At 67.4% G+C, this 23,299-nt stretch carries 24 protein-coding genes; 10 read left to right on the plus strand and 14 right to left on the minus strand.

The genetic code is table 11. From position 1 onward, the window contains the following. Nucleotides 1-14: 14 nt before the first annotated feature. A complete protein-coding gene (locus ACFWVD_RS19650; RefSeq protein WP_379244697.1) occupies nt 15-518 on the plus strand; it encodes an arginine repressor in 504 nt (167 codons plus the stop codon). Here the strand turns inward: ACFWVD_RS19650 and ACFWVD_RS19655 are convergent. The 5 genes from ACFWVD_RS19655 to ACFWVD_RS19675 all read right to left on the minus strand — a co-directional run bounded on the left by ACFWVD_RS19655 (nt 475) and on the right by ACFWVD_RS19675 (nt 2,680). Next, nucleotides 475-1,203: a DUF4184 family protein gene (locus ACFWVD_RS19655; RefSeq protein ID WP_379244699.1), complete on the minus strand. Its 729-nt coding sequence runs from the start codon at nt 1,201-1,203 to the stop codon at nt 475-477. The two genes, ACFWVD_RS19650 and ACFWVD_RS19655, sit on opposite strands and share 44 nt — an antisense overlap. Nucleotides 1,204-1,252: 49 nt before the next feature. Beyond that, nucleotides 1,253-2,053 carry an aldose 1-epimerase gene (locus tag ACFWVD_RS19660; protein WP_379244701.1) on the minus strand — a complete coding sequence of 267 codons (801 nt, stop codon included), beginning with the start codon at nt 2,051-2,053 and terminating at the stop codon, nt 1,253-1,255. Nucleotides 2,054-2,129: 76 nt separating this feature from the next. After that, entirely contained in the window at nt 2,130-2,285 is a 156-nt protein-coding gene (locus ACFWVD_RS19665; RefSeq protein WP_379244703.1) for a hypothetical protein, read from the minus strand. Between the two features lie 81 nt (nt 2,286-2,366). Beyond that, on the minus strand, nt 2,367-2,498 hold the full coding sequence (locus ACFWVD_RS19670) for a hypothetical protein (protein ID WP_379244705.1): 132 nt from the start codon (nt 2,496-2,498) through the stop codon (nt 2,367-2,369). A gap of 41 nt (nt 2,499-2,539) precedes the next feature. Further along, on the minus strand, nt 2,540-2,680 hold the full coding sequence (locus tag ACFWVD_RS19675; RefSeq protein WP_379244707.1) for a hypothetical protein: 141 nt from the start codon (nt 2,678-2,680) through the stop codon (nt 2,540-2,542). Between the two features lie 227 nt (nt 2,681-2,907). On the opposite strand from ACFWVD_RS19675, the gene ACFWVD_RS19680 reads away from it, so the two are divergent. Together ACFWVD_RS19680 and argH are read left to right on the plus strand one after the other, a co-directional pair. Further along, nucleotides 2,908-4,104: an argininosuccinate synthase gene (locus tag ACFWVD_RS19680; RefSeq protein WP_379244709.1), complete on the plus strand. Its 1,197-nt coding sequence runs from the start codon at nt 2,908-2,910 to the stop codon at nt 4,102-4,104. 175 nt (nt 4,105-4,279) lie between these two features. After that, complete coding sequence (argH, locus tag ACFWVD_RS19685; RefSeq protein ID WP_379244711.1) at nt 4,280-5,698, plus strand: argininosuccinate lyase; 1,419 nt, start codon at nt 4,280-4,282, stop codon at nt 5,696-5,698. A 174-nt stretch (nt 5,699-5,872) separates the two neighbouring features. Here argH and ilvA read toward each other — a convergent pair whose 3' ends face one another. Both ilvA and ACFWVD_RS19695 read right to left on the minus strand, forming a co-directional pair. Continuing rightward, nucleotides 5,873-7,102, minus strand: coding sequence for a threonine ammonia-lyase (gene ilvA / locus ACFWVD_RS19690; protein ID WP_379244713.1), 1,230 nt, complete (start codon nt 7,100-7,102; stop codon nt 5,873-5,875). A 159-nt stretch (nt 7,103-7,261) separates the two neighbouring features. Further along, nucleotides 7,262-8,431, minus strand: a complete 1,170-nt coding sequence (locus ACFWVD_RS19695; RefSeq protein WP_379244715.1) for a serine hydrolase domain-containing protein — start codon at nt 8,429-8,431, stop codon at nt 7,262-7,264. A 106-nt stretch (nt 8,432-8,537) separates the two neighbouring features. Here ACFWVD_RS19695 and ACFWVD_RS19700 point away from each other — a divergent pair, with 106 nt between their 5' ends. The 3 genes from ACFWVD_RS19700 (at nt 8,538) to ACFWVD_RS19710 (ending at nt 11,320) form a co-directional block, all read left to right on the plus strand. Then, a complete protein-coding gene (locus ACFWVD_RS19700) occupies nt 8,538-9,260 on the plus strand; it encodes a GntR family transcriptional regulator (RefSeq protein WP_379244716.1) in 723 nt (240 codons plus the stop codon). A gap of 84 nt (nt 9,261-9,344) precedes the next feature. Continuing rightward, nucleotides 9,345-10,592: an NCS1 family nucleobase:cation symporter-1 gene (locus tag ACFWVD_RS19705; RefSeq protein WP_379244718.1), complete on the plus strand. Its 1,248-nt coding sequence runs from the start codon at nt 9,345-9,347 to the stop codon at nt 10,590-10,592. Further along, the gene (locus tag ACFWVD_RS19710; protein WP_379244720.1) at nt 10,592-11,320 is read left to right on the plus strand and encodes an aspartate/glutamate racemase family protein; all 729 of its coding nucleotides are present in this window, start codon (nt 10,592-10,594) and stop codon (nt 11,318-11,320) included. The genes ACFWVD_RS19705 and ACFWVD_RS19710 overlap by 1 nt, the downstream gene beginning before the upstream one ends. Nucleotides 11,321-11,327: 7 nt before the next feature. On the opposite strand, the gene ACFWVD_RS19715 is transcribed toward ACFWVD_RS19710, so the two are convergent. Both ACFWVD_RS19715 and idi read right to left on the minus strand, forming a co-directional pair. Next, complete coding sequence (locus tag ACFWVD_RS19715) at nt 11,328-11,681, minus strand: hypothetical protein (protein ID WP_379244722.1); 354 nt, start codon at nt 11,679-11,681, stop codon at nt 11,328-11,330. 178 nt (nt 11,682-11,859) lie between these two features. Beyond that, nucleotides 11,860-12,417 carry an isopentenyl-diphosphate Delta-isomerase gene (idi, locus tag ACFWVD_RS19720; protein WP_379244724.1) on the minus strand — a complete coding sequence of 186 codons (558 nt, stop codon included), beginning with the start codon at nt 12,415-12,417 and terminating at the stop codon, nt 11,860-11,862. A 178-nt stretch (nt 12,418-12,595) separates the two neighbouring features. Between idi and ACFWVD_RS19725 the strand changes: the two genes are divergently transcribed. Then, a complete protein-coding gene (locus ACFWVD_RS19725; protein WP_379244726.1) occupies nt 12,596-15,553 on the plus strand; it encodes an AMP-binding protein in 2,958 nt (985 codons plus the stop codon). A 65-nt stretch (nt 15,554-15,618) separates the two neighbouring features. On the opposite strand, the gene rffA is transcribed toward ACFWVD_RS19725, so the two are convergent. Continuing rightward, nucleotides 15,619-16,755, minus strand: coding sequence for a dTDP-4-amino-4,6-dideoxygalactose transaminase (gene rffA / locus ACFWVD_RS19730; RefSeq protein WP_379244728.1), 1,137 nt, complete (start codon nt 16,753-16,755; stop codon nt 15,619-15,621). Beyond that, on the minus strand, nt 16,752-17,792 hold the full coding sequence (locus ACFWVD_RS19735; protein ID WP_379244776.1) for a glycosyltransferase: 1,041 nt from the start codon (nt 17,790-17,792) through the stop codon (nt 16,752-16,754). Before ACFWVD_RS19735 ends, rffA begins: the two co-directional genes overlap by 4 nt. 329 nt (nt 17,793-18,121) lie before the next feature. Between ACFWVD_RS19735 and ACFWVD_RS19740 the strand changes: the two genes are divergently transcribed. Genes ACFWVD_RS19740 through ACFWVD_RS19750 form a run of 3 tightly spaced genes read left to right on the plus strand, consistent with a single transcriptional unit; the run spans nt 18,122 to nt 21,048 of the window. Next, nucleotides 18,122-20,386: a hypothetical protein gene (locus tag ACFWVD_RS19740; protein WP_379244778.1), complete on the plus strand. Its 2,265-nt coding sequence runs from the start codon at nt 18,122-18,124 to the stop codon at nt 20,384-20,386. Beyond that, on the plus strand, nt 20,383-20,814 hold the full coding sequence (locus tag ACFWVD_RS19745; RefSeq protein ID WP_379244730.1) for a GtrA family protein: 432 nt from the start codon (nt 20,383-20,385) through the stop codon (nt 20,812-20,814). Before ACFWVD_RS19740 ends, ACFWVD_RS19745 begins: the two co-directional genes overlap by 4 nt. Before the next feature lie 9 nt (nt 20,815-20,823). After that, on the plus strand, nt 20,824-21,048 hold the full coding sequence (locus ACFWVD_RS19750; RefSeq protein ID WP_378609692.1) for a Trm112 family protein: 225 nt from the start codon (nt 20,824-20,826) through the stop codon (nt 21,046-21,048). Between the two features lie 65 nt (nt 21,049-21,113). Here the strand turns inward: ACFWVD_RS19750 and ACFWVD_RS19755 are convergent, their stop codons facing one another. From ACFWVD_RS19755 to ACFWVD_RS19765, 3 genes are read right to left on the minus strand one after another with little or no spacing between them, the layout of a single operon-like run. Beyond that, nucleotides 21,114-21,749, minus strand: a complete 636-nt coding sequence (locus ACFWVD_RS19755; RefSeq protein WP_379244732.1) for a TetR family transcriptional regulator — start codon at nt 21,747-21,749, stop codon at nt 21,114-21,116. 22 nt (nt 21,750-21,771) lie between these two features. Next, complete coding sequence (locus ACFWVD_RS19760) at nt 21,772-22,527, minus strand: ABC transporter permease (protein WP_379244734.1); 756 nt, start codon at nt 22,525-22,527, stop codon at nt 21,772-21,774. Next, entirely contained in the window at nt 22,524-23,252 is a 729-nt protein-coding gene (locus ACFWVD_RS19765; RefSeq protein ID WP_379244736.1) for an ABC transporter ATP-binding protein, read from the minus strand. Before ACFWVD_RS19765 ends, ACFWVD_RS19760 begins: the two co-directional genes overlap by 4 nt. Between the last annotated feature and the right edge of the window lie 47 nt (nt 23,253-23,299).

Below are 23,299 nucleotides of genomic sequence, written 5' to 3' on the forward strand. Positions count from 1 at the left end.
TCGGAGTCCGGGCGATGAGTGTTCCCGAGAAGGGTTCGCCCGCGATCGCCCGCACCCGCGCCGGCCGCCAGTCCCGCATCATCGAACTGCTGACCGCGCATTCGGTCCGCAGTCAGACCGAACTGGCCGCGCTGCTGTCGGCCGAGGGCATCGAAACCACCCAGGCGACTCTGTCGCGTGACCTCGACGAACTCGGCGCGGTGAAACTGCGCGCGGCCGACGGCGGCGCGGGCGTGTACATCGTCCCCGAGGACGGCAGCCCCGTGCGCGGCGTCACCGGCGGCACCGGCCGCCTGTCCAAACTCCTGGGCGACCTGCTCGTCTCCACCGACGCCAGCGGCAACCTCGCGGTCCTACGCACCCCACCCGGCGCCGCCCACTTCCTGGCCAGCGCCCTGGACCGCGCCGCGCTGCCGTTCATCGTCGGCACCATCGCAGGCGACGACACCATCGCCGTCATCGCCCGCGAACCCCTCACCGGCGCCGAACTGGCCGCGAAAATCGAAAGCCTGGCCTGATCGCGCGAATGTGCCACAGCACCGCGTAGATCGCCCAGGCCGACGCTGCCGCCTGCACCGCGCCCACGATCGCGTGCCGGACCAGGTCGTAGGTGCTGACCTGGGCAATCGGGTCGTCGATGGCGAGCATCGCACCGAGAACGGGCGCGGCGAGTAGGACGGCGACGACCGCCCGGTTCGACCGAACACGTTCGGTGCGACGGACACGGCGGACTATCAGGTAGGCCACTACCGCCGTTCCGGCGACCGACGAGATGTAGCCGACCACGTTATAGGTCTTGTGCGGCTCGACCACCGATGTCCGCAACAGCGACCAGTGTTCGACCGCGAAACCGTTTGTCTGCGTGAAGGAATCCCACACCACATGCGTCGCCGCGCCTAGCGCAACCGCGGCGACCGTCAGCACCGCCGTGCGTACGGTCATGGAATCCGGTTGTCGGCCCAGCGAGAACGGCACCAGTGCCCGCAGGGGTTCCTCGGACACACGAAAAGCCAGCAGCAGTGCGAGACCGATCAGCAGGTCCCACCACGCGACACCGATCAGCGAATGAGTTGTGGTGCCGGACAGGGGAATTGGTAGGTAGTAGACCGCGTCGGGGGCAACCGAACCCGCGACCAGGGCGGCAAGGGGGAGATGTCGCGCGAAGGGCAGCACTGCTGCCGGGTGGGCGAACGTGATCGGCACTCGCTCCACCGTAATGGGTTGCGCTACCCGAAGACTCGGGTGTGCGGGTTCAGTCTCGGGTGAGGCGCTGCCAGGTCCAATCCACGCGGACGTCCAGGGGGGAATCGGGGGTGACCAGGCGCGGGTCGGTGTTCAGGCCGTTGGGTGGGCCTGATTGGGCCTCCACCGACAGGGACTCCTCGGGCAGGGTCCATACGACCACGTCGTGCACCGGGCTGGTGATGGTGAATTCCAGGAAGCCGGGCCAGGTGAGGCGGGCGAGGACGCCGTTCGGCATGCCGAAGCAGTCGTCCCATGGTGCGGGGGTGGGGGCGATCTTGCGGCCGGTGGGTAGGTAGTCGTCGCCGCGTTCGCACTGCCAGGCCGGGTCGAAGTCCAGTTCCAAGGGGCCGGTGGCGGGTGGCACCGAGCGTAGGAACCACGGATGCCAGCCGCCCTGTGCCGGGAAGGGGTCGTGGTCGGTGGCGATGCGCATCTGCAGGGTGAGGCCGGTGTCGGCGAGGGTGAACGTCTGGGTGACGGTGCCCGCGAACGGCCACGGGTCATCGAGGCGGTGGCGCAGGGTGGCCTCGGTCGGCGACGACGCGACGACCTCCCACGCCCCGTCACGCGCGGTCCCGTGAATGCTGTGCGGGCCGTTGTTGATCGGCATCTGATAGGTGCGATCGCCGACCGTGAGCTCGCCCAGACCCAAACGTCCCGCCCACGGCGCCATGACGAAACAGCCGGTGCCCGGGTCCTGGCGCAGCAGCTCGGTGCCGTCGACGGTGAGACTGTGGATCGCGCCGCCGTCGTCCGGAGCGATCGTGAGCGTCGCGTCGCCTGCGGTGAGCCGCACATCGTCGGTCATGGTTCGCACAGTAGTGGCGGTGATGCGCCGTGCGCGGCAACTCGCGCCGAAAACCGCACGGCGACACGGCCCGGGATCAGTTGAACGGGTACTGACCGCCGCCCGCGCCGCCGCCGTGATTGTTCGGCGTGGCGACATCGATGATGTCCTGCACCAGCGCGACCACGGCGCGGCCGACATCGAGAACACCGTTGCCCAGTGTCGAGAATTCTTGTGCGATGTAGTGGAGCATCTTGTTCGTCCTCACGTGTGGCGAGCCGAATAGTGCTGTCTCAGCGTCATAGTGCTGTCTCAGCGTGCCACACGTGCGGGGTCAGGAGGCGAGGAAGTTCAGGATCAGCGTCGTCAGCGGGAGGGTGAGCTCGACGGTGGTGTGTATGACGTACAACCCCAGGTTGGCCACCGCGTTGTAGTTGTCGGACAGGTACTGCAGGGCGTCATCCATGGTGTGCTCCTTGCGTCGAAGTGGTCAGGCGCGTCGAATGGTCAGGCGAAAAATCCCTGGAGCAGGGGAGTGCCGAGCTCGATCACGGCCTTGGCCACGTTCAGACTCATGTTTCCCAAGCCGATGACCACCGTCCCGATCAGGTCGTAGTTGGCCTCGGCGAAATCACGTAACGACTGCATGATGGCTCCTTTGGTCCCGACCGGCGAGTATCAGCTGTGACCAGCGTCTCATAGCCGAGCGTACCCGCCAAGGCGCGCGGCGGTATCGTCGCAGGTGATCGTCTATTTCAGTCAGATCCGCCGCGGGCTCGCACCCCGGTTATGAATGAGATTGCATCATCGTGCATAATCATTTGTAGCAACGGCGACAGCCGAAGGAAGAACCCACGTCGAGGAGCACAACAAACATGTCCGATCGCGTCGTACTCGCCTACTCCGGTGGGCTTGACACCTCCGTCGCCATCAGCTGGATCGCGAAGGAGACCGGTTCCGAGGTGGTGGCCGTGGCCATCGACCTCGGCCAGGGCGGCGAGGACATGGAAGCCATCCGACAGCGCGCGCTGGACTGCGGCGCCGTGGAGGCCATCGTGGTCGACGCGCGCGACGAGTTCGCCGAGCAGTACTGCCTGCCCACCATCCAGGCCAACGCCATGTACCAGGGCCAGTACCCGCTCGTGTCGGCCATCAGCCGCCCGCTGATCGTCAAGCACCTCGTCGAGGCCGCCAAGTTCCACAACGCCACCACCGTGTCGCACGGCTGCACCGGCAAGGGCAACGACCAGGTCCGCTTCGAGGTCGGCATCGGCGCCCTTGCCCCCGACCTCGAGGTCATCGCCCCGGTCCGCGACTACGCCTGGACCCGTGAGAAGGCCATCGCGTTCGCCGAGGAGAACAAGCTCCCGATCAACGTCACCAAGAAGTCCCCGTTCTCCATCGACCAGAACGTGTGGGGCCGCGCGGTGGAGACCGGGTTCCTCGAGGACCTGTGGAACGCGCCCACCAAGGACGTCTACGACTACACCGCCGACGCCACGGTGAACTTCGAAGCGCCCGACGAGGTGATCATCAGCTTCGAGAAGGGTGTGCCGGTCGCCATCGACGGCAAGCCCGTGTCCGTGCTGCAGGCCATCGAGGAGATGAACACCCGCGCCGGCCGTCAGGGTGTCGGCCGCCTCGACATGGTCGAGGACCGTCTCGTGGGCATCAAGAGCCGCGAGATCTACGAGGCACCCGGTGCCATCGCGCTGATCACCGCGCACCAGGCCCTGGAAGCCGTCACCATCGAGCGCGAACTGGCCCGCTACAAGCGGCAGGTCGAGCAGCGCTGGGGCGAGCTGGCCTACGACGGCCTGTGGTACTCCCCGCTCAAGCGCGCCCTGGACGCGTTCATCACCGACACCCAGCAGACCGTCACCGGCGACATCCGCATGGTGCTGCACGGTGGGTCCGCGGTGGTCAACGGGCGTCGCTCGGACCAGTCGCTCTACGACTTCAACCTGGCCACCTACGACGAGGGCGACACCTTCGACCAGTCGCTGGCCAAGGGCTTCGTCCAGATCCACGGCCTGTCCTCGAAGGTCGCCGCCCGCCGCGACCTCGCCTAGGCTCCCCCGCCTCTCCGCGTCTTTTGCCGGTCGCGGGGTGGTGGTTGCGTGACTCGCCGGGCTCACCTCTGGGACGTGTGAACGTTCTGGGCGTGCCCGGTGAGTTACCCATGTACTTGCGAGATCAGTCAGCACCAAACATACGCTCGACAAGCCAACCCGAGAGAGGGCACTGATGACTCACGTCGGAACCAACGAAGGTGCGCTCTGGGGTGGGCGATTCACGTCCGGGCCCGCCGAGGCGATGGCGGCGTTGAGCAAGTCGACGCACTTCGACTGGGTGTTGGCGCCCTACGACATTCGCGCGTCGAAGGCGCACGCTCGGGTGCTGCACAAGGCCGGGCTGCTCGCCGATGACGATCTGCCCGCCATGTTGGCCGGGCTGGACGCGCTCGCGGCCGATGTCGCTTCCGGTGCTTACGGTCCTGCCGACTCCGACGAGGACGTGCACGGTGCGCTCGAGCGGGGGCTGATCGAGCGGGTCGGGACCGAGCTCGGTGGTCGGTTGCGGGCCGGACGCTCGCGCAACGACCAGGTGGCGACCCTGTTTCGGATGTGGCTGCGCGACGGTGTGCGTCGCGTCGCCGCCGGTGTGCTCGATGTGGTCGACGCGCTCGTCGCGCAGGCTGCCGCGCACCCGGACGCGGTGATGCCGGGCAAGACTCACCTGCAGGCCGCCCAACCGGTGCTGCTGTCGCATCACCTTCTCGCCCACGCACATCCACTGCTGCGCGATCTGGAACGCCTGCGCGACTTCGACAAGCGGGCCGCCATCTCCCCGTACGGTTCGGGTGCGCTGGCCGGTTCCTCGCTGGGTCTGGACCCCGAGCAGATCGCCGCGGAGCTGAATTTCACTGCGTCGGCAGCGAATTCGATCGACGCGACCTCCTCGCGTGACTTCGCCGCCGAGGCCGCGTTCGTGCTGGCCATGATCGGTGTCGACCTGAGCCGGATGGCCGAAGAGGTCATCATCTGGAGCACACCGGAATTCGGCTACGTCACCCTCGCCGATGCCTGGTCCACCGGTTCCTCGATCATGCCGCAGAAGAAGAATCCCGATGTCTCCGAACTGACTCGCGGCAAGGCCGGTCGACTGATCGGCAACCTCACCGGACTGCTCGCCACGCTGAAAGCCCAACCGCTGGCGTACAACCGGGATCTGCAGGAAGACAAAGAGCCGGTCTTCGACTCCGTCGCCCAGCTCGAACTGTTGTTGCCGGCCATCGCGGGGTTGGTCGGCACCCTCACCTTCCACACCGACCGGATGGCCGAATTGGCCCCTGCCGGTTTCACTCTCGCGACCGACATCGCGGAATGGATGGTGCGCCAAGGTGTTCCGTTCCGCGTCGCCCACGAAGCGGCCGGCGCGTGCGTGCGCGTGGCCGAAGCGCGCGGGGTGGGCCTGGCCGACCTCACCGACGAAGAGTTCGCCGCCGTCGATCCCGCCCTGACCGCGGGCGTGCGCGACGTGCTCACAGTCCAGGGCTCGATCGCCTCCCGCAACGCCCGCGGCGGCACCGCAGGCGTGCGGGTGGCCGAGCAACTCGACGAGGTCCGCAAGACCGCCGACGACGCCCGCGCCTGGCTCAGCTGAAGGTCGAGGTCGCGCCCGGTCGATGCGTAGGTCGGGATAGCGCCACCGGGCGGGCATCGAGAGACGAGTCCGGTCGACGCGCGAACGGGCTCGAGCCCAGGCGGCGCCGGATACGAGTCCAAGACGATGCGTGAACCGAGCTCGGGTACGAGTTCGGTCGATGCCTGGATCGGGCTAGAGGTCTGGTTCGGTCCGGACTCGGAATCCGGTATCACGCAGGGCGAACAGCACCTCGTCGCGGTGGGTGGCGCCCCGCGTTTCCACGGTGAGCGACACCTCCACTTCGTCGACGTCCAGCCACGGACCCGTTCGCGAATGCACCACGTCGACCACGCTCGCGCCGGCCCGACCGATCACGGCCAACAGCGCGGACAGCGCTCCGGGCCGGTCGTCGATGGTGACGCGCAGGGCCATATAGCGGCCCGCGGCGGCGAGGCCGTGGCCGATGACGCGGGTCAGCAGCAGCGGGTCGATATTGCCGCCGGACAGCACGACCACCACCGGACCGGGCAGGTCGTGCAGCGCCGACGTCAGCAGCGCCGCGACACCGGCCGCGCCGGCGGGTTCGACGATCAGCTTGGCTCGTTCCAGGCACAGCAGCAGCGCCTTGGACAGCGCGTCCTCGTCGACGGTGACGATCTCCGACACCAACTTCGCGACATGCCCGAACGGCACCGCGCCGGGCAGGCCGACCGCGATGCCGTCGGCCATCGTCGACATCTTCGGCACCCGAACAGGTTTGCCCGCCACCAGCGACTCCGGCCACGCCGCCGCCTCGGCCGCCTGCACCCCGATCACCCGCACGTTCGGCGCCAGCGCGTGCAAGGCCACCGCGATGCCCGCGAGCAACCCTCCGCCACCGGTCGGCACGATCACCGTGCCCACATCAGGGACCTGTTCGAGTATTTCCAGCGCGACCGTGGCCTGACCTGCCACGACATCGGCGTGGTCGAACGGGTGGATCAGCGTCGCGCCGGTGCGCTGCGCGAATTCCTGTGCGGCGACCAGAGATTCGTCGATGGTGTCGCCCACCAGATGTACCTCGGCACCATAGGCACGCGTAGCCACCAGCTTCGGCAGCGACGCCCCGACGGGCATGAACACCGTCGAGGTGATCCCGAGCTCACTGGCCGCCCACGCCACCCCTTGCGCGTGATTGCCGGCGCTGGCCGCCACCACGCCCCGAACCCGGTCCGCCACCGGCAGATTCGCGATCCGGTTATAAGCCCCACGCGGCTTGAACGATCCGGTGCGTTGCAAATTCTCACACTTGAGCAGCACCTGCGTGCCCGCACGCTCCGACAACACCCGCGACCCCACGGTCGGCGTCCGCCGAATCACCGGCGCCAACAGAGCGGCGGCGGCCTCGATCTGCTCCAGTCCCACGGTCTCCATTCGCCACATAGTGCCAGGCTCGGCCGCGGTGCCGGGTGGATCCACGTATTGGGGGCGTCAATGCGCTGTTCGGCGCAGATCACCCTGCTGGACGTGTGATCACCAGGCTTCTGTGCAGAATCCTTCTCGGGCGATGTTTGCGTCAGAGCCTGGTGATCGACTGTCCAGTCAGCGTTCCTTGGCGATGTTGTGGGCGATGGTGCTCAGGCGGGTCAGGCGGGCGTCGCCCAGGGGTGTGAGTTTGCCGCCGAGGCGGTTGGTGACGAACGCCAGGGACAGACCGGTCTCGGGATCGGCGAAGGCGCCCGAGCCGCCGAGGCCGAAGTGGCCGAAGGCGGAGATCGGGTCGGACTTGGACGGTTTCATGGGCACCCCGTGAAAACCCATCGCCCAGGGGATGCGGAAGGCCAGCACGTAATCGGGGGTGAAGACCTGACGGGCGGCGAAGCGGGGGATCGCGTCGGGGGACAGGATGCGGGTGCCGTCGAGTTCACCGCCGTTGGCCAGGGCGGCGTACACGCGGGCCAGGGCGCGGGCGGAGAACACGCCGTTCACGCCCGGCATCACCGAATCATGCACGCGCGCATCGACTATCAGGTCCGCGAAGCCGCGCGGAGTGGTTTCCGCGGCCGCGGCGAAGCGGGTGCGGGTAAGCAGATCGGAGCCGGTGTCCCAGTCCATGCCCGCCGCGCGCAGGCGGGGGAAGGTGGTCGCGATGCGATGTCGTTGGTCGTGGGGAACACGGAACCAGAGTTCTTCGGCACCAAGCGGTTCGGCGAGTTCGGTGCGCACGACGTCGACGAACTCGCGGCCGGTCACCCGCTGCACGATCTCAGCGGCCAAGTGCCCGTAGCTGATTCCGTGATAGCCGCTGGTGACCTTGTGGCGGGGGTCCGGAGTGGCCGCGGCCAATGCCTCGGTGACAGCCTTGTCGTCGAGGAAACTCTCGACCGGACCGGGCAGTAGTCCACGTAAACGGTGCAGGCCGGCGCGGTGGGTGAGCACGTCGCGCACGGTGATATCGGCCTTGCCTGCCGCCGCGAACTCCGGCCAGTATTCCGCCACAGGGCTGTCGTAATCGAGCTGCCCACGATCGGCCAACTGGTGAATCACCGTGGACGCCACGCCTTTTCCGGTGGAGAAACCCAACGCCACCGAGTCCGCGTTCCACGGCACACCCGGGCTGGCTTGCCCCGCCCACACGTCGACCACCGGCTCGCCGTGCAGGTACACGCACAGCGCGCCGCCCCCGTGCGAGGGCTTGCGGAACAGGCTGTCGAACACCGTCACCAAACGCACGAAGCGGCGATCCACCGACTGTGTTGTCGAAACTCCCATCCCCCGAGCATGCCATCGCACACAAGCGACCGGTCGGTACGGTGATCGTTTCCCAACCGTCACATCGAACAGTCCGCGCGCAATACGCCGTCCATAGCCTGTGTGCATGCCCCCGAGACGACGATCGGCGCTGCTGGCAAGGCTGGTGGTCGACGAGCCAGGCCGACCGCAAGTGATTCTCGGTGAACTGCGCCGGGTGATCCTGGACGGCGCCGTCCCGCCGTGCACGGTGATTCCGCTGCGCGAAGTAGCCGAACTGTTCGGCGTGAGCCACATCCCGGTCCGCGAGGCGCTCAAGACCCTGATCGGAGAGGGGCTGGTCACCCACCGGCCGCAGCGCGGCTACGAGGTAGCCCAGCTCACCGCCCGTGAACTGCGCGAAATGTACATCGTGCGAGACACTTTGGAGACGGCGTCACTGGCCGCGGCCGCCCTGCACGCGAACGACGACGAGCGCGCGCACCTGCTCGCGGTCAACGACCTACTCGAACGCGCCATCCTCGACGACGACCCGGCGACCTACCAGCGCCAGTCCCGCAGTTTCCACGTCGCGCTGACCAGACCATCGCGCATGTTCCGGCTGCTGTACATGCTCGAAGCGGCCTGGAATGTCACCGAGCCGGTGCAATCGATGGTGCACATCGACCGACTCGACCGCGAACGCCTGCACAGCGACCACATCGCCATGCTCGACGCCTTCCTCGCCCGCGACGTGGACCGCCTCCTCGCCGCCGCCGAGGAACACCACCGCAGACTGGAATCAGTGATCGCGACCCTGCCGACCGACACGGGATTGCTCGCGCCCGAAGATATATCTTCGGTGCAATAGGGCCGAAATTCCCGAGAAACTGCGGCGCAACTGCTGAAACTTACCGTCAGCTCAGCAGATACACCCTTTCGGACGGGAACGATCATGACCGACCTCATCAAGTCCGCGGTGGTTCCCGACGGTGAACCATCCGCCTACGACCCGCGACTGACGAATTCCGATCTCGCGCCGCTGCGCAAGCAGACCTGGGGCACCTACAACATCTTCGCGTTCTGGATGTCGGACGTGCACAGCGTCGGCGGATATGTCACGGCGGGAAGCCTTTTCGCCCTCGGCCTGGCCAGCTGGCAGGTGTTGGCCGCGCTGCTCATCGGCATCACCATCGTGTACTTGTTCTGCAATCTGGTGGCCAAACCGAGTCAGCTGACCGGCGTGCCGTATCCGGTGATCTGCCGCAGCGCGTTCGGTGTGCTCGGCGCGAATATTCCCGCGATCATCCGTGGGCTGATCGCGGTGGCCTGGTACGGAATTCAGACGTTTCTCGCGTCGGCGGCACTGGATGTCGTTCTGGTGAAGCTGTTTCCGGGATTGGCACCCTATGCCGTCACCGCCGACTACGGATTCGCCGGGTTGTCGGCGCTGGGGTGGGGCAGTTTCCTGCTGCTGTGGGTGGTGCAGGCGTGCGTGTTCTGGCGCGGCATGGAATCCATTCGCAAGTTCATCGACTTCTGCGGTCCCGCTGTGTATGTCGTGATGTTCGTGCTGTGTGGGTATCTGATCGCCGAGGGCGGGTGGAGTGCGATCGACCTGAACCTGGGCGAGGTGACCTACACCGGGTGGGCGTCGGTGCCGGTCATGCTCGGTGCGATCGCGTTGGTGGTGTCGTACTTCTCCGGGCCGATGCTCAATTTCGGCGACTTCTCCCGCTACGGAAAGAGTTTCGCGGCGGTCAAGCGCGGCAATCTGCTCGGGCTGCCGGTGAACTTCCTGATGTTCTCGCTGCTGGTGGTGATCACCGCGTCGCTGACGGTGCCCGTGTACGGGCAGCTCATCACCGACCCGGTCGCCACCGTCGCCGAGATCGATTCGACGTTCGCGATCGTGCTCGGTGCTCTCACCTTCACTATCGCCACCATCGGCATCAACATCGTCGCCAACTTCATCGCCCCGGCCTTCGACTTCTCGAACGTGAGTCCGCAGCGGATCAGCTGGCGAGCGGGCGGCATGATCGCCGCGGCGATCGCGGTGTTCCCGGTGCTGGCCAACAGCCTGCCGGGCATGCACACCGCCGCCCAGTACAGCTGGTTCATCGGCTGCGGGATCGGGTTCGCGGTCTACTACGCGCTGACCGGTGCCAAGCGCGCGGCTGCTGTCGGGGAGGGCGGTGCCTGATGCGGATCAGGGTCATCAATCCGAATACCACGCGGGCGATGACCGACACGATCGAGCGGTGTGCCCGGGCTGTCGTCGGCCCGGGCACACTGCTGGACGCGGTGACGTCGGAGTTCGGGCCGACGTCGATCGAGAGCCACTACGACGAGGCGATGAGCGTGCCGGGGGTGCTCGCCGCGATCCGGCAGGGGGAGGCCGAGGGTGTGGACGGGTATGTCATCGCCTGCTTCGGCGATCCCGGGTTGGACGCGGCGCGAGAACTGGCAACCGGGCCGGTGATCGGGATCGCGGAAGCGGCCATGCACGCGGCCAGTCATCTGGGGCGCGGGTTCAGTGTGGTCACCACGCTGGGGCGCACGATCGGCCGGGCACAGGATCTGGCGGAACGCTATGGGATGCAACGGTTCTGCCGTGGGCTGCACGCGTGCGAACTGCCGGTGCTCGCGCTGGACAGCGATCCGCACGCGCGCGAGATCGTGACGCGGGCGTGCCGGGAGGCGGTCGCGCAGGACGGATCTGACGCCGTGGTGCTGGGTTGTGCGGGAATGGCCGAGCTGTGCGCGCACATTCGCGACGAGATCGGGGTGCCGGTGATCGACGGTGTCGCGGCGGCCACCCTCACCGTGCAGTCCCTGGTCACACTGGGGCTGCGGAAGTCGGGTAGGGGAGAGTTCGCGACACCGCCGGCGAAGTCCTATACGGGTCTGCTGGAGACGTTCGGTTCGTGAATGATGTTCAGGCGGCGACGGTTTCGGTGTTCAGGGCGTGCAGGACCGCGTCGAGATCGTCGACGTCGACGACCAGGCGGGTGAAATCGGGTCCCTCGAGGTCGATTCGGACGGCGCTGCCACCGAAGGTGGTGTCCCAGAACTCTTTGCGGCCCTTGCCGCGGTAGACGCCGGCGGCGATCACACCGGGGATGAAGGTGCCGGGCGCGCGGACCCACGGCGGGCGCAGGTCCACTTCGGCGGTGGTGATCTCGGTGATGGCGGCGCGGTCGATCACGACCTGTTGGCGCAGGGCGAGCAGGCGATGCCCTCCGAGCACATTGACCGTCACCGTGTCGTCGTTTATCTCGACCTCGACCATCGCTACCTCCACTACCTGCTCGTGCGAACCGTTCGAAGACCAGCCTGGTCGGGCGGCCTGTTCGGGGACTGTGGTGCACCTGTGAGTTCGCCAAGGAACTGAGATACATAGACAGATATAGATATGCGCATCAGAGCGGTGGTGCGCCTGGGCAAGGAGACGGAAAGGAGCGGGGAGGTCAGGGGCGGTGGGCTTCGGCGATGTCGAGGACCTGCGGCAGCCAGGGGGTGTACTTACCGGGGTTGGCTGTCATGTCGACCCGCACCGCCTGCGGGGGAATCCACGCCCAGCAGGCGATCTCCGTCGGATCGGGCCGCGGGGGCAGGCTGCCGACCGAACCGATCAGCACGTGGTCGTATTCGTACTCCACGCGCCCGGTGGACTCGTCGCCGGCGCGGTAGGTGAACACGCCCACCTCCGACAGTTCGGCCGTCATTCCGAACTCCTCACGCAACCGGATCGCGGCGGCCTCGGTCACAGCCTGGCCGGGCGTGGGGTGCCCGCAGCAGGTGTTGGCCCACTGCAGCGGGAACCGGGTCTTCACCGCGGCGCGCTGTTGCAACAGGACGTTGCCGCGACGGTCGAACAGCAGTACGGAGAAGGCGCGGTGCAGGATGCCGGGGGGTCGATGGGCTTCGTCCACCGAGCACGCCCCGGTCGCGACGCCGGTGTCGTCGACCAACTCCACGAGCATGGTTTCGCGGTCGGTCGAGGTGTCGGCGGGCGTTGGGGTCACCCGGTCCACTTTATCGGCGCGCGGAATGGGTGCGCCGACAGGCGGTGTGACGTACGTCGGGCGAGCATGCGGCCTGTCACAGCCGACACATAATGGAGGTCCGGTGTGGCAAGCTCAGATGAGCACATCGGGGTGTGTGAGGTGTGTCACTGAGAATAGGTAGGGCCAGGTGGGAACGGTGGATATCAGTCCAAAAGGTGTGGTCGGTTCGGTGCAGCGGTTGCTGGCTACCGCGCAGAACGGGCTGGAGGTGATCCGCTTCGGCGGGTTGTCACACGATGTGGAGTCGTCGCCTTTCGAGGTCGTCGAGCGTCGACGCATGTATCGGCTGCGCCACTACTTCCCCGATGACACGACGCCCGGCCGTCCGGTGGCACTGCTGGTGCCGCCGTTGATGGTGAACGCCGACATCTGGGACGTCAATGCCGCGGGCGGCGCGGTCGGTATCCTGCACGCCAGCGGAATCGACTGCTGGGTCATCGATTTCGGCTCACCCGCCACCGAGGAAGGCGGCTGGGAACGCGACCTGGCCGACCATGTGCTCGCGGTGAACTCCGCCATCGACACCGTCTGCGAAGCCACCGGCGCGCAACTGCACCTGATGGGGTACTCACAGGGCGGCATGTTCGCCTACCAGACCACCGCCTACCGGTACGGCAAGGGCGTGGCGTCGATCGTCACGTTCGGCAGCCCGGTCGACATCGTCGCGGGGATGCCGTTCGGGCTGCCCTACGGTGTGGTCTCCGAGGTCGCGGACTTCCTGGCCGACCATGTGATGCACCGGCTGCCGATCACCGAATCCATGGTGCGCATCGGCTTCCAGATGTTGGACCCGGTGAAGACCGCCAAGTCGCGCATCGACTTCCTGCTGCAGTTGCACGACCGGGAAGCGTTGCTGCCCAAGGAACGTCAGCGTCGGTTCCTCAACAGCGATGGCTGGGTGGGGTATTCGGGTCCCGCGGTGGCGGATCTGCTCAAGCAGTTCGTCGCGCACAATCGGATGATGCTGGGCGGGTTCGTGATTCGCGATCACCCGGTGTCGCTGGCCGAACTGAAGTGCCCGATTCTGGCGTTCGTCGGCGAGGTCGACGACATCGGTCAGCCTGCCGCGGTGCGGGGGATCGTGCGGGCCGCGCCCAATGCCGAAGTGTACGAAGCCAGTTTGGTCGCAGGGCATTTCGGCTTGGTCGCCGGTTCCACGGCCACCAATCACACGTGGCCGATGGTGCGCGACTGGATCGCCTGGATGGACGGCAACGGCATGTTGCCCGAGCAGATCGTGCCCATGCAGGAGCACGTCGCCAGCAACGCGCCGCGCACCGCCGCGACCCGGATGATGCATACCGCCGCCGGTCTGGCCGAAGCGGGCGCGGGCGTAGGCAAGGTGTTGGAAGGTATCGCGGGCAACACTATTCGCGGTTCGATCGAAATGGCCGGCGAGGCCGCACGCGCGCTGCCCCGGCTCACGCGACTGGGCATGATCCAGCCGCACACGCGGATTTCGCTGGGCAAACTGCTCACCGAACACGCCCGTCGCGCGCCACAGAAGGACCTGGTGCTGTTCGACGACCGTGTGCACACCAATGCCGCCGTCGAGGAACGTGTCGACAATGTGGTGCGTGGCCTGATCTCCGTCGGCATCCGGCCCGCCATGCGGGTGGGCGTGATGATGGAAACGCGGCCCAGCGCACTGGCTTCGGTGGCGGCGCTGTCGCGCATCGGTGCCGTCGCGGTGCTGCTGGCGCCGGGCGCGGAACTTGACCGGGCCATCGAGCTGACCGGCGTGCAGACGCTGATCACCGACCCCGAGAACCTGCGGACCGCCGCCGCGACCGCTGCCAGGGTGCTCGTGCTCGGTGGCGGCAAGGGTCGACAGCTGGCGGTGCCGACCAGCGATCGGGTGATCGACCTCGAACAGATCGACCCGGCGCAGGTGCGAGTGCCTGCCTGGTTCCGGCCGAATCCGGGTCTGGCGCGCGAACTGGCGTTCGTGCTCGTGCTCGGCTCCGGTGACCGCCTCGAGGCGAAGTACATCACCAATCACCGCTGGGCGCTGTCGGCATTCGGTACCGCGAGCGCCGCGGACCTGGACCGTCGCGACACCGTATATTGCCTTGCGCCACTGCATCATTCGTCCGGTCTGCTGGTGAGTCTGGGTGGCGCGATCGCCGGTGGCAGCCGCATCGCGCTGGCCCGCCCGGTGGACATGGATCCGGGTCGGTTCGCCGAAGAGGTGCATCGCTACGGCGTCACCGTGGTCACCTACACGTGGACCATGTTGCGTGACCTGCTCGACGCCCAGGTCTTCCCGGTCGGCCACACCCATCCGATCCGGTTGTTCATCGGTTCCGGTATGCCCGCGGGTCTGTGGCGGCGCACCGTGGAACAGTTCGCCCCGGCCAGCGTGCTCGAGTTCTACGCCTCGATCGACGGCGACGTGGTGCTGGCCAATGTCACCGGCGCCAAGATCGGCTCCAAGGGCAGGCCCGTTCCCGGCACCGCGCGCGTGGAACTGGTCGCCTACGACCCGGTCAGCGAGCAGATCCTGGTCGGCGAGGACGGGTTCGCCCGCCGCTGCGCCGACAACGAACCCGGCCTGCTGCTGGGCAAGGCCGTCGACGGTGGCGACATCTCCGACGGCGGGTTGCGCGGCGTGTTCCAGGCCGGCGACGCCTGGTGGCCCACGGAGAACCTGTTCCGCCGCGACAGCGACGGCGACTACTGGCTGGTCGACCGCCGCGACACGGTGATCCGCACCGCGCGCGGACCGGTGTTCACCCAGCCGATCGTGGACGTGCTCAACGACATCACCCCGGTCGACCTCGAGGTGGCGTTCGGGCTGAAGACGCCCGCGGGCACGATCGCCGCGGCCGCGCTGAGCGTGCGCGCGGGGTTCCGGATCGAACCGGGCGATGTCACCGAGGCGATGCGCGGCCTGGACCGCGGTCAGCGTCCCGACCTGGTGTACGTCGTGGACGAGATTCCGCGCAGTTCGAGTTTCCGGCCGTCGGCCTCTGCGGTGCAAGCCGCGGGTCTGCCGAAGGCCGGGCCGGGCACCTGGATCTACAACCGGGAAACCGAGACCTACGAGGTGCTCACCGACGCGGCAGCGGCAGAGCTGTTCGGCGGGAACTGACCCACCGGCCGCAGTTTTCACATGACAAAGGCCGCCCGGCAGAATCGGGCGGCCTTTGTCGTAGGTTACGTCTGGTAGGCGGTGACCGCGTCGATCACACGACTCAGCTGATCCTCACGCAGCAACGGCCACAGCGGCAGTCGCACGATCGTGGCCGAGAAGTTCGCCGACCGCGTGCACGGAACCGGCGTGCGGCCGTACTTGAGACCGGCCGGGCTGGAATCCAGCGGAATGTAGTGGAACGGCGCGACGATGCCCTGACCGGCGAGGTGGGCGATGATCCCGTCGCGGCTCTCCTCGGTCGGCATCCGCAGGTAGAACAGGTGCGCGGTGTGGCCGGCGTCGGCGGGCACCGTCATCGGCCGCACATCGTTGCGAGCCGCCCAGTCGGGCAGCGCGGCCGCGTAGGTGTCCCAGACGCGGTGCCGGTTGGCCTGGATGGTGTCGAACTCGGCCAGCTGCGCGTCGAGCACGGCGGCGTTGAGTTCGCTGGGCAGGTAGCTGGAACCGATGTCCTGCCACGAGTACTTGTCGACCTGGCCGCGCAGGAACCGCGCGCGGTCGGTGCCCTTCTCCCGCATGATCTCGGCGCGACCCATCAGGATCTCGTCCGACAGCAGCAGCGCGCCACCCTCACCGCAGTGCACGTTCTTGGTGTCGTGGAAACTCTGCGTGCCCAGCGTGCCGATCGTGCCGAGCTGACGGCCACGCCAGGTGCCGCCGAGCCCGTGCGCGTTGTCCTCGATGATCGCCACACCGTGCTGGGCGGCGAGGTCGAGCAGCGGCTGCATGTCCGCGGCCACGCCGCCGTAGTGCATCACCACGATCGCCTTGGTGCGGTCGGTGATCGCGGCGGCCGCGGCGGCGGGATCGATGTTGCCCGTGGACTCGTCGATGTCGACGAACACGCACGTCGACCCGCGCAACGCCATCGAGGTGGCCGCGGAGGTGAACGCGAAACTGGGGACGATCACCTCGTCGTCGGGGCCCAATTCCAGCAGCAGGGCGCCCAATTCGAGCGCGTGCGTGCACGAGGTGGTCAGCAGCGCGTGGTCGGCGCCGGTGATGGCCTTGATCTTCGCGGTCGCCGATTTGGTGAACTGGCCGTCGCCGTGGCTGTGATCGGAATCGAGCACGGCCATCAGGTTCGGGCGTTCGGCGGCAGCGCGGAACGGCCTGCTGAAGATGATGCGGTCGCTCACTCGCGGTGGCCCTTCTCCGTCGCGGCTGCCGGCACCGCGGCGTCGACTCGATGGTTCACGGCCGGCGCGTGCATCGTATCCGGGCGCGGTGTCGGGGTCTGCACGGTGAGGTACAGCGGCTTGCCGACCAGGATGTGCAGGGCGACACCGAGATACTCCGCGATCAGACCCAGCGAGAACAGGGTCGCGCCCGAACACAGCAGCATCACCACGATGATCGACGCCCAACCCTCGGGGTCGTGATTGTCCTGGGTCAGCGTCTGCACGATGACCACCGCGGCCATGACCACCCCGGCCAGGGCCAGCGTGATCCCGAGCATGCTCACCAGGCGCAGACCACGAGTGCCGCTGCACAGCACCATCTTCCAGAACAGCGAGAACAGGCGGCGATAGTTGTAGCCGGACTCCTCGCGGCCCTCCGCGCGCAGCACCACCGGCACCGACACCGCGTTGCCGACCACCCAGGTCAGCGCCACGTCCAGGTACACGCCGTTGGCGGCGACCTCGGCCAGCTGGCGGCCGATATCACCGCGGATCAGCCGGAAGCTTTCGAAGCGCGTCGAATCGGGGAACGCGAACACCGTGGCCAGCACCACTTTGGCGCCGCGCGAGGTGAGATTGCGCAGGAAACCGTGCGGGCGGGTGTTCGACGGCTTGGAGTAGACCAGGTCCGCGCGCGAGGCCAAAGCCGCGTCGAGGAAGTCGGCGATGAACGCCGGGTCGTGCTGACCGTCTTCGTCCATGGTGACGATCCAGTCGGCACGCGCCGCCGCCATCCCGGCGATCGTGGCCGCGTCCTGCCCGAAATTGCGGCTCAACCACACCGCACGCACCTGCGGGTAGGAGCCTTCCAATTCCCGGAGCACGACATCGGAGCGATCGGGACCGTTGTCGTGCACGAGGATGATCTCCGCGATGGCGAAGCGCGCGCCCGCGGCGGTGGTGATCGGGCCCGTCAACCGGTCCAGCTCGGTGACCAGCGCGGCGATCGTTTCCTCACCCCGATATACCGGCACGACCACCGACACCGAATGCACCGGGCTCGACCCGTTCTGGTCGGGCGCGCCCGCACGCACATCAGTGCCGGGCAGAGAAGGTGCGGAAGGAAGCGGCATCGGACACTTTCGGTGTTTATGGCGGCCGGGGCCGCGCGGTTCTCGGCCCTGTGGGCCTCGATCTTCCCTCCCGGCGGGCACTCCTTCGTCGCACCCTCTGGTCAGTCCAGATCGAGGCGGCCGAGAACCCGGTGGGAGAAGACCGTCAGGTGTGGGCACTTTAACACTGCACTATGACAGCTCGACCGTGCCGGATCCCGCTGTGCGCCGGTGCCGATCACCGCACGCGCGTGTAGGGTCTGTTCCTCGTGGTGGAAAGTAGAACCCCGTCCCGTCGTTCCGTCTATATCTGGGGCTTGCTCACCAGCCTCGGCGTGATCGCGGGATATGGCGCGGTTCTGTTGGCCAACGTTCGGCATTTCTATACCGACGACACCGAATCCCAGTACGTCCCACTGTGGGTGATGCTGGGCAACCGTCTGCGCAACGGCGAACTGCCGGTGATGGTGCCCGAGCACTGGATGGCCGGAAACTACGCGATCGAGGAAGCCGGGCTGCTGAATCCGCCGCAGCTGCTGATCGATCTGATCGCGCCCTCGGTGGACAACCTGGTGTTGTACGCGACCGTGGTGAAGCTGATCTTCGCGATCATTCTGGGCCTTGGCGTCTACCGGATCTGTCTCGCCTATGGCTCTCGGGTGCAGTGGGCGGCGCTGGCGGGTGTATCGATTCCGTTCACCGGGTGGCTGCTGTTCTTCGACGAGGCCAGCTGGATGACGGCGTTCACCGGCACCGCGTGGATGGTGCACGCGTGGGCTTCGGGCGTGCGGTACTCGCGCGGTCGCGGCGGGCCTATTCCGGTCTTCGTCTACCTCTACCTGGCGATTTCGGTGCAGTACGTGTTCCCGGCGGTCGAGGCGGGGCTGATGATCGCCGCGGTCGCGGTCGGTGAGCTGATCTACCAGCGGACCTGGCGGCCGTCGCTGAAACTGCTGATGGTGGCGGGTCTGGCGGCGCTCGCGGGCGCGGCCACCTACCTGCCCAGCATGTTGTCGGCGAAGGTGACCTGGCGTGGCACCGCGCAGATCAACAACGACCAGTTCCTCACCGTGCCCTGGTCGGAATCGCTGAACGCCAGCCTGCCCTCGACGCTGCCCGCCTTCACCTCGTGGTGGGGGTATGTGCAGCCGATGCCGGTGGTCTACATCGCCTGGTTCCTGATTCCGGCGCTGGCCTTCATCGACTGGAACAAGGCGCGTGGGGCATGGCGCGAACTGTCGGGTGTCGGAATGTTCGCGATCGCGATGCTGATGTGGACCGCCGGTCCCGGCACCATCGGCCCGCTGCGCTGGCCCGCCCGCGTGCTGCCGATGGTGGCGCTGGGTCTGCTCGTGCTGGTCTGCGTGCTGCTCGGACGCTTCGCGACCTTCAAGGACTGGCGGGCTCGCTCGATCGCGGCGGCGGTGTTGATCGGGCTGCTGTGGGTGCGCACGTTCTCGGCCGACCCGCACAACTGGATCGCGCATGTGGTCGCGGCGTTGGCGATCGCCGCGCTGGGTGCCGCGCTGGTGTGGCTGGCGGTGAACAAGGGGATTTCGGCGGCGGTCGCGCTGGCGATCATCGCCGTCTCGCCGATCGCCTACGTTCAGGTGCAGCGCGCGCAGCCCACGCCGATGAGCTGGAATCTGCCCAGCGACCGGGCCGCGGCGCGTGCGGCGTTCCCCGAATTCGCCGGCACCACGCTGCAGCTGGGTGACCGCGGGCTGATCCAGCCGGGGGAGCGCACCCTCGACGGCGCCTACGGGTCGCTGGTGTTCGGCAACTACGCCAAGGACATCGAGCGCACCTACGTCAGCGGCTACACCCCCAACGGCCACTACTGGTTCGGCGACATGCTCTGCATGCGCTGGGACACCAGCGTGTGCCCCGACGCCTACCGCCGCGCGTTCGCGACCGAACCGTCGACCGGCAAGCCCGTCGTGGATCTGATGAACATCGACCGGGTCGTGCTGCAGCGTGCGCTGTACCCGACCGCGCGCACCGAGCCCGCCCCCGCGGGCTGGCAGTGGGTCGACTACCCCGGCCACGAGAACTACATCTCGGTGCTGGAACGTCAGGACGGGCTGATCTCCACCCGCAACGGTCGGATCTCCGCGGTCGAGAAGGCCACCGCGGTCTCGGCGGGCGAAACCGACACCACCAGCCGCGTCACCGTGAGCTCGGAGAACGGTGGGCGCGTGGTGTTCGCGCGACTGGGCTGGCCCGGTTACCGGGTGACCCTGGACGGCAAGGACATCTCGTTCAAGGTGGTCGCGAAGAGTTTCGTCGCGGTCGACATCCCGGCGGGCACCCGCGACGGTGACCTCGTGCTGACCTGGCGTCCGCCGGGTTGGAAAATCGGCGGCGCGGCGATCGGGCTCGGACTGCTCGGGCTGGCGGTGTTCCAGTGGCTGTATGTGCGTGGACGCAAGTCCGATGGCGACGAACACGACGCACCGGCCGCGGAGTCGCTGGACGAGAACGACATGCTCGCGAAACCCGGCCAGGACGACGCGCTCGCGGACGCGGTGCGATGACGGCCGAGGGGGGAGTGTTGGAAACCCCGGGTCCACTGCTGCGGATCGTGAAACGGCAGGAGTTGGCGTTCGCGATCGTCGGCGGGTTCAACACCCTGCTCGGCATGGCGCTGGTCGTGTTCTGGCTGCACGTGCTCGGCGACGGCAGGCCCGGTCTGGCTGTGGTCGCCGCCTACGCGGTCAGCACGGTGGTGGCGTTCGTGCTGCACCGGACACTGGTTTTCCGGGTGCACGGCCACCTGCTGCGCGACTTCCTCGCCTTCTGCGGCGTGAACGCCGGCGGCCTCGTGCTCAACGTGATCCTGGTGGAACTCGCGGTCACCGTGCTGGGATTCCCGGCCGCGCCCGCCTCGGTGATCGTGATGGGTGTGGTCGCGGTGCTCAGCTTCTTCGGACACCGCTACATCTCGTTCCGCCGGGCGCGGTAGGTTAGGCACATGGCGCACGAATCCACCATCGACGCAACCCTGCTCGGCCTGCTGGCCTGCCCCCAGGACAAAGGCCCGCTGCAGCTGGTGCGCACCGAAGCCGATGCCAGCGTGCTGTACAACCCACGCCTGCGCCGCGCCTACCCGATCGACAACGGCATCCCGGTGCTGCTGATCGACGAGGCGCGCGACGTCACCGACGCCGAACACGAATTCTTCCTCGCCGAATCCTGATCGGGCCGAGTACGCGCACTACGCCGATTGCGGCTTCGCCATCGTGTGGGTGCGCTCGCGCTGAATTACCAACTCGCCGTGTCGATTTCGCCGGTGAGGTAACGCTGGACCACCGGCCCGACGGCGGCGACGACCGCGTCGATCGGCATGGATGCCAGTGGTTCGATGGCGATGATCTTGCGCGCGGTCAGCACGCCCACCATCTGGGCCGCGGCCAGCGAGACCCTGGCCCGCCCGTCGTCCTCGGGGGTGGCGATGCGCACGCGCACCCGTTCCAACACCACCTGTAGCAGGAACGAGCGCGCGAGATTCTGGTCGCCACCGGCGAAAATGCTGCGCACCATCGCGACGATGCCGGGGCCGGCGGGGGAGTCCCATACCGTGACGACCGCGCGCACGATCGTCGAGCCGAGTTCGTCCAGTGGTGCGGCATCGACCTTCTTCAGGGTCGTGTCCGGATCTACCGGAAACTCCACCGCCGCGGCGAACAGTTGCTGCTTGTTGCCGAAATAGTGGTGCACCAGCGCCGGGTCGACATCGGCATCGGCCGCGATCGCGCGAATCGACGTCTTGTCGAACCCGGCACCGGCGAACCGCACCCGCGCCGCCTCGAGAATCGCCAGCTTGGTGTCGGCATTGCCCGGCCTGCGTCCGGTGCGCCCGGATTTCGCTGTGCCGGAACCGGATTCGCCGTCACTCATGGGTGATCCTCTCGTGGTGGGGTTACGGGGTGCGTCGACGCAGAGTAGCCGCGGCCAGACCCAACGCCACCACCGCGAACCCCGCGACCACGGCGATGTCGCGCCACATCGCCCCCGTGGGCTGCGCATGTACCGACACCTGCTGCAGCGCGTCCACCGCGTAACTCAACGGCAGCACATTGCTGATCGCCTCGAGCCAGCCGGGCAACCGATCACGCGGCACCAGCAGCCCGCACAGGAAGATCTGCGGCGCGACGATCACCGGCATGAACTGCACGGCCTGAAACTCGGTGCGCGCGAACGCACTTGCCAACAGGCCCAGCGCCACGCCACACACGGCGTCGACCATCGCGATCAGCATGACCCAGGCGGGATTGCCCGCCGCCTCTAGCCCGAGCAACCAGAACGCGACCACGCACGCGACCGCGGCCTGCGCACCGGCGGCCAGGGAGAACGCGCTGCCGTACCCGGCGAGCAGGTCGAGTTTGCTCAACGGGGTGGTGAGCAGCCGTTCGAGCGTGCCCGAGGTGCGTTCGCGCTGCATGGCGATCGCGGTGATCAGGAACATCACGATGAACGGCAGGATCCCGAGCATGGTGATGCCGACCCGGTCGAACATGGTGAGCGGGGCGTGCGGCGGGCGCGGTGCGTCCTGGTAGATGAAATACAGCAGCGTCATCAGCAGGGCGGGAACCACCAGAATCATTGCGACCGTGCGGTGATCGTTGCGCAGTTGGCGCAGGATCCGGCTCGTGGTGGCGGTGTACGGGGTGGTCATGCGCGCTCTCCCCTCGTGATCAAGGTCAGGAAAGCTGCCTCGAGGTTGTGTTCGTCGGTGCGCTCGCGCAGTTCGTCGGGGCTGAGCTGGGCCAGCAGTTCGCCCTCGCGCATCAGTAGCAGCTTGTCGCAGTGCTCGGCCTCGTCCATGACGTGGCTGGACACCAGCAAAGTCGTTCCCGCCGTGGCCAATTCGCGGAACTGCTTCCACAGCTCCACCCGCAGGACCGGATCGAGGCCGACGGTCGGTTCGTCGAGCACCAGCAGTTCGGGCTTGCCGACCAGCGCGCACGCCAGCGACACCCTGGTCTTCTGTCCACCGGACAGCTGATCGCCGAGGTTGTCGGCATGGTCGGCCAAACCGACTGCGGCCAGGGCTGTTTCGACGTCGGTACGCCCGTACAGCGCCGCGTAGTAGGCGACGTTGTCACGCACGCTGATATCGGAGTAGATGCTCGGCGCCTGCGTGACGTAACCGACGCGACGGCGCAACCCGGCGCTGCCGGCCGGTTCCCCGAGCACGGTGACGGTGCCCGACTCCACCAGCTGGGTGCCCACGATGGTGCGCAACAAGGTGGTCTTCCCGCAGCCCGACGGGCCGAGCAGTCCCGTGATGGAGCCGCGCGGGATATCGAGGGTCAGGCCGTGCAGAACGGGGCGTTTTCCGCGCTGGACGACCAGGTCCTGGACCTGGACGGCGATCGGCGGCGGGGCGGTGTGCGACATGGTCGCCTCAATTCATCGAGTGTTGAATTCACTACGTGATGAATTTA

It is taken from the genome of Nocardia sp. NPDC058666, assembly GCF_042714895.1.
Classification (GTDB): domain Bacteria; phylum Actinomycetota; class Actinomycetes; order Mycobacteriales; family Mycobacteriaceae; genus Nocardia.